6 protein-coding genes are annotated in these 6,000 nt (G+C 68.3%); all 6 read left to right on the forward strand.

Features of this window, described 5'->3' with window-relative positions; genetic code table 11:
* The first annotated feature begins 38 nt into the window (after nt 1–38).
* Nucleotides 39–1,025, forward strand: a complete 987-nt coding sequence (locus VFE28_05635) for a DUF1573 domain-containing protein (GenBank protein HZM15464.1) — start codon at nt 39–41, stop codon at nt 1,023–1,025.
* Between the two features lie 43 nt (nt 1,026–1,068).
* On the forward strand, nt 1,069–1,515 hold the full coding sequence (locus tag VFE28_05640) for a rhodanese-like domain-containing protein (protein ID HZM15465.1): 447 nt from the start codon (nt 1,069–1,071) through the stop codon (nt 1,513–1,515).
* A gap of 9 nt (nt 1,516–1,524) precedes the next feature.
* Nucleotides 1,525–2,040, forward strand: a complete 516-nt coding sequence (locus VFE28_05645; protein HZM15466.1) for a MauE/DoxX family redox-associated membrane protein — start codon at nt 1,525–1,527, stop codon at nt 2,038–2,040.
* Nucleotides 2,041–2,632: 592 nt separating this feature from the next.
* Nucleotides 2,633–3,892, forward strand: a complete 1,260-nt coding sequence (locus VFE28_05650) for a LeuA family protein (GenBank protein HZM15467.1) — start codon at nt 2,633–2,635, stop codon at nt 3,890–3,892.
* Nucleotides 3,893–3,901: 9 nt separating this feature from the next.
* A complete protein-coding gene (locus tag VFE28_05655; protein ID HZM15468.1) occupies nt 3,902–5,137 on the forward strand; it encodes an MFS transporter in 1,236 nt (411 codons plus the stop codon).
* Between the two features lie 266 nt (nt 5,138–5,403).
* A partial coding sequence (locus tag VFE28_05660) for a hypothetical protein (protein ID HZM15469.1) occupies nt 5,404–6,000 on the forward strand: 597 nt, incomplete at its 3' end.

The following is a 6,000-nucleotide window of genomic DNA, read 5'->3' on the forward strand; positions in this document are numbered from 1 at the left end:
GCGCCGCGGCGCCGTCACCCGTTCCCGGAGGAAGCATCGTGACCCGTCGACCCCCGCTTCGCCCCCATCTCTGCATGCTCCTCGCGGCGCTCCTGCTAGCGCCGGGGTCGAGTGCTTGGGCAGCGCCGCGGGCGGTCGTCCAAGGCGAGCACCATCTCGATGCCGGCGAGATCGAGCCCGGGAAAGTGCTGGAGTACGATTTCGTTCTGCGCAACCAGGGCGACGCCTCGCTCGCCATCCAGGACCTGAAGCCCACGTGTTACTGCACGAGCGCGCGCACCGATCTCTGGGACGTCCCTCCCGGCGGCACCGCCACGATCCACGTCCGCATCGATCCGAGCGATTTCGTCGGCAAGATCAACAAGGGCGTCGAGATCACCACCAATGACCCGGCGAATCCGACGCTCTTGGTGGATGTCGACATCGTCGTGCTCCCCGGCATCGCCGTGTTGCCGCCGGAGCTGGACCTCGGCAGCGTCGGCCCGGAGGGGACGAAGAAGTCCCTGAAGGTGGAAGTGAAGATCCCGCGGGAACGGGAGATGGAAATCCTCGGGGTGTCGAGCGACGCCGCCTATCTGGAGGTCACCCACGAACCGCTGCAGCTGGAGGAGCGTCACGGCGCCACCATCTGGGTGAAGGTGCGACCGGGGGTGCCGGCGGGACCGTTCGCGACCAAGGTGCTGGTGAAAACCAGCGACCCCTCGCGGCCGAGCATCGAGATTCCCGTACGCGGCCGCGGCCCCGGTGGGCTGGTGGCGCAGCCCGACAAGGTCGTGTTCGAAACCGCCGCCGCCGGGAGCGAGGTCGGCGCCTTCGAAGTGAAAGGCGGCAAGAACCTGCAGGTGCGCTCGTCCACGCCGAGCCTGCTGGCCGAGATCGAACCGAGCGCTGGCGGGGCCCAGCGGGTGAAGCTCCGCCTGGCGGGGAACGCGCGCTCGGGACGCCTGCTCGCCAAGGTCACCGTGACGACCGCCGACACCTCGCAGCCGGAGCTCGTCGTTCCCGTCATGGGGCTCGTGCGCTGAGCGGATGCCGCGAGAGCAGCGGTCGAAGGGAGCGCGCTCCAGCATGGCCCGACTCGCCGGACAAGTGCTGGTTCTGCTCGGCGTCTCCATCCTGCTTGGACTGGTCACCAACGCGCTGCGCTCGGAAGGCATCGACTGGGGTGGCCGGGATCCCGAACGCTTCCGCCATCCCGACGTCGAGTTCGTCAGCACCGACGAGGCAGCGCCCTTGCAGTCGCAGTCGACCACCCTCTTCCTCGACGCCCGTACGCCGGCGGAATTCTCGGCGCAGCACGTGTTCGGTGCGGTCTCCCTGCCAGCGGGGTCGCTGGATGGGGCCTACGCAGAGCTGCGCGACTTCCTCGCCCCGGAGATGGAGCTCATCGTTTACGCCGGCGACACGATGTCGGCGGTGCGGGTGGCGAAGTACCTGAGCGAGCGCGGCTACAAGGCGCGCGTCCTCGAAGGCGGTTGGGAAGCCTGGCAGGACGAGCGCTTGCCGATGGAGTGAAGGGGAGCGATGCAGAGCGCGGGCACCGATACGCTGGCAACGCGGGCAGCCGCTGCCGGGCGCGGGCAGCGCGTCGTTGCTGTGGGCCTGTTCCTACTTCGGCTCGGCATGGCGGCCGTCTTCATCGGCGCGGCGCTGCCGAAGATCGCCGCTCCCGATCTCTTCGCCCTCGCGGTGCACAACTACCAGATCCTCCCAGCCTGGGGGGTGAACGCGCTGGCTCTCTTCCTGCCCTGGCTCGAGCTGATCATCGGCCTTTGCCTCGGACTGGGCTTGTGGAGCCGCGCCAGCGCTCTGCTCATGGCGGGACTCATGGTGGTGTTCATGATCGCCCTCGTCTCGGCGGCGGGGCGGGGTCTCAGCATCTCCTGTGGCTGCTTCGAAGTCGGTGAACATGCGGCAGGCGCGTCCACCCTCGTCTGGGCGGCGCTGCGCGACCTGGGGTTTCTCGTCGCCGCCCTCCTCCTCGTTCGCTTCGACGCCGGACCGAGCCCGCTGCAATGGTGGCGACGCCGGCGCGCTTGACCCCGAAGAGTGCTCCTTGCGGCGAGGCCGAAAGCGCGCGCAGGCCTTTCGGCCTGCGCTGAGATGAGGGCATATAGAGGACAAGTTGCAGAACTACGTCGGTCGGTAGGAACTGCAATGGGAAGCAGCCCGAGAGTAGGTGCGGGAGCCTCGGAAGTCAACATGGAAACGGTTTCATGGCGGTATCGAGGCCCTTGGCCACGGTGGCGCTCTGGGCGCGTCGGAGGGCCACGAACACGTTACGCGGTGAAACATTTCGATACGCCGCGAGGGAATCCACGTCCAGCAAGCTTCTGCAGCGGATTCAGCGTTCACTCGCGCGCACGAGCCGTGCAAGCCACGAAATGCGCACGGGGTGAATCCCGAGGTCGGGCCAGGGAATGCCCGAGACGGGCACGCGTTCCCCTCCCTTGACACGTCCCACGCCGGGGAGAACACTGCAAAAGCGTCTCCGGCAGTCGATTGAGTCCGCTGCCGATCCGCCTGTGTGGCGGGTGTCTCGCCGCCGCCTGGGGCCTTGGTCCCGCGCGGTCCGCTACCCGCCATCGCTTCTGCCGCCGCTTCGACCGCCTCTGCGAGAGGGAGTCCTGGAATGGCCGCCACGCCCCATTCAGCCCTCATCTTCGACTGGAACCGGCTGGAGGGCTTCGAGTTCCGCCACAAACCGGACCTCGAGCTCAACGACGAGACGCTGCGCGATGGCCTGCAGAGCCCTTCGGTGCGCGACCCCGAGTTGCCACAGAAGATCCGGCTCCTCCACCTCATGGAGGAGCTGGGCATCGCCGGGGTGGACCTCGGTCTGCCCGGGGCGGGAGTGAATGCGGTGGAGCACATCGAAACGCTGTTGCGGGAGATCATCGCCCACAACATGCGCATCCGCCCGAACTGCGCCGTGCGCACCGTGATCTCCGACATCGAAGCACTGCTGGAGATCTCCGAGCGCGCCGGCCGGCCCATCGAAGCCGCCACCTTCATCGGTTCGTCGCCCATCCGGCAGTACGTGGAGGACTGGAGCCTGGAGCGACTGCTGCGGCTGACGGAGGAGGCGGTGAGTTTCGCCGTGCAGCGCGGCCTGCCGGTGATGTACGTGACCGAAGACACCACGCGGGCGCACCCGGACACGGTGCGGCAGTTGTACCAGACGGCCATCCGCGCCGGCGCCAAGCGGATCTGTGTCTGCGACACAGTGGGGCATGCGACGCCCATCGGCGTGCGTTTCGTCCTGCACCACGTGCGCGCCGTGGTCGACGAGGTGGATCCCGCAGTGAAGATCGATTGGCACGGCCACTCCGACCGTGGGCTCGCGATCCCGAACACGATGATGGCGATCGCCTCGGGGGTGGACCGCGTGCACGCCACGGGGATGGGAATCGGCGAGCGCTGCGGCAACACGCCCATGGACCAGCTCATGGTGAACCTGGCCCTGGAGGGCATCTTCCGCGGGTCCTTGGAGAAGCTGTCGGAGTACGTGCATCTGGTGTCGGAGGGCACCGGGGTGCCGGTGCCGCGCAACTATCCGGTTTTCGGTGAGGATGCCTTCCGCACCGCCACAGGCGTGCATGCGGCTGCCATCGTCAAGGCGCTGCGGAAAGGGGACCGCTGGCTCGCCGACCGCGTCTACAGCGGCGTCCCGGCGGCCATGGTGGGGGAGAAGCAAGAGCTCGAGATCGGCTACATGTCGGGTCGTTCCAACGTGGACTACTGGCTCGAGTCCCACGGCTACAAGAGTTCGCCGGAGCTGGTCGAGCGCATCCTGAAGGCGGCCAAGGAATCACCCCGCGTGCTCACGGATGGCGAGATCGAGACGCTCGTCGCCGAGCACGAAGGCGGCACCCGGAAGAAAAGCACGTAGGCGGTTCGCATCCACGACCGTCCAGCGACACCCAGCGGCAGCGCCGATCGGCGCTGGCTCCTCGCCGCCTCCTTCGTCCGCGCCGTCGCGACCGGGGCCCTCGGCATCCTCCTCGGCATCTACCTGCCAGCGCTCGGCGTCGATCTGCGCCGCAGCGGCCTGATCATCACACTCGGTCTGGCGGGAGTGGCGGTCGCCGCGCTGTTCGCTACGCTCGTCGCCGATCGCTTCGGCCGGCGGCGTTTCCTGATCCTCTCAGCGTCGGTGAGCGCGCTCGGAGGTCTCGTCGCCGCATTGCTCAGCGACTGGCGCCTCCTGGCTGTCGCCGCTTTCGCCGGCGGCTTGAACGGCATGGGCCGTGACCGCGGTGCCGGTCTGGTGCTGGAACAAGCGGCGCTGCCGGCGACCGTGGGCGCCGGAGAACGAACGAAGGTCTTCGCCTGGTACAACGTGCTCCAGGATATCGGTCACGCCCTCGGTGGACTCGTGGCCGGTCTGGTGACGGTGCTGGAGAAGCAAGCGTCCATGGGCACGCTGGAGGCGGTGCGGACGGTGCTGCTGGTGTACCCTGCCGCCTTGGCCCTGGGCGTGGTTTTCTACAGCCGTCTGTCGCCGGCGGCCGAAGCGCCGCGGGCCGGAGCGCGGAGCCCGCTGACACCGGCAACACGGCGCATCCTCTGGCACATCTCGGCCCTCTTCGCCGTGGACAGCGTCGCCGGCGGGTTCCTCACCTCGGCGCTCCTCACGTACTATTTTTTCGAGCGCTACGCGGCGAGTGCCCTCGCCATCGGCGTTCTCTTCGCCGCCGCGCGCGTGCTCAACGCTTTCTCCCATCTCGGTGCGGCATGGTTGTCGCAGCGCATCGGTCTCGTGCGCACGATGGTGTTCACCCACATCCCGTCCAGCCTCCTCCTGGTGACGGTGGCCTTCGCGCCGAGCTTTCCCGTGGCCGCGGCGCTCTTCCTGTTGCGCGAGGCGCTCGTCGAGATGGACGTGCCGACGCGGCAGTCTTACGTGATGGCCATGGTGCGTTCGGAGGAGCGCACCGCGGCATCCGGCGTCACGAACATCGTTCGCATGGCCGGCTGGGCCGTCGGTCCCGTGCTCACCGGCGGTCTCATGGCCGGCACCGCGCTCGCTGCCCCGCTCTACATCGGCGCGGGCCTCAAAGTGGCGTACGACCTGGCGCTCTGGCGCGCCTTCCGGCATCGCCGCCCTCCGGAGGAAGACGCTCGAGCGCGGTGATGACCGTCGAGCCACGGACCTCCTCGGCTCGCGCTCCGCGGATGCTAGACTCCGCCCCCGGGTGCGGCACGGCTTCGAATCGACTCGAGACGGGTGCGGTGCGGGCGGTAGCGGCCGACCGGCCGCCGTTCCCGCGCTTGCGAGCGAAGGAGCGCGGCGTGGTTCGCGAGCGAAGGGCCAGTGCGAGGGTATCGTCGCGGCCTCCGGCCGCCTTCCTCTTGTGCGCACTGGTTCTCGTGGTTGGCGCGAGCGCCCTCGCAGCCGCCGTGGACAACAGGACCGACAACCCGGCGGACAGCACGGCGAGCCGCAACGCCAGCAGCGCTGCGAGCCCTTCCGCTCGACCCCGGGACGCGGCAGCGAGCGACCAGGCGTCACCGGCCATGATCCCGGACGAGATGCGGCAGCAGATCGTCACCTTGCAACAGCAGATCTCCATGCTGCAGACCGCCATCGCAGCGCGAGACAGCAACTATGTGAAGCTCAGCGCATCTCTCGCCGCGACACAGCAGCAGCTCCTCGACGTGCAACGCCGCCTCGACGAGTTCGAGCAGCAGATCCCGAGCCTCGAGGCGACGCGGGCCCTGGAAGAACGCCTCAAGGCCGTGGAGGAGGAGGCGAAGCGGGTTCCGGAGCTGCCGCCGGACGTCGTCTCCGCCGGTGATTTCCCCGGGAGCATCCGCATCCCCCGCACCAACGCCGCCATCAAGTTCGGCACCCGCATTCGCTTCGCGGCCGTGTTCACCATGGGACCCCTGGGGTCGGAGGACCGCTTCCTCACCAACTCGATTCCGGTGGCTGGGACTCCCGAGGCAGGAAAAGGGGAACGCACCAATTTCAACGCCGGCGCCAGCCGTTTCAAC

The organism is Candidatus Krumholzibacteriia bacterium (genome assembly GCA_035649275.1).
Taxonomy (GTDB): Bacteria; Krumholzibacteriota; Krumholzibacteriia.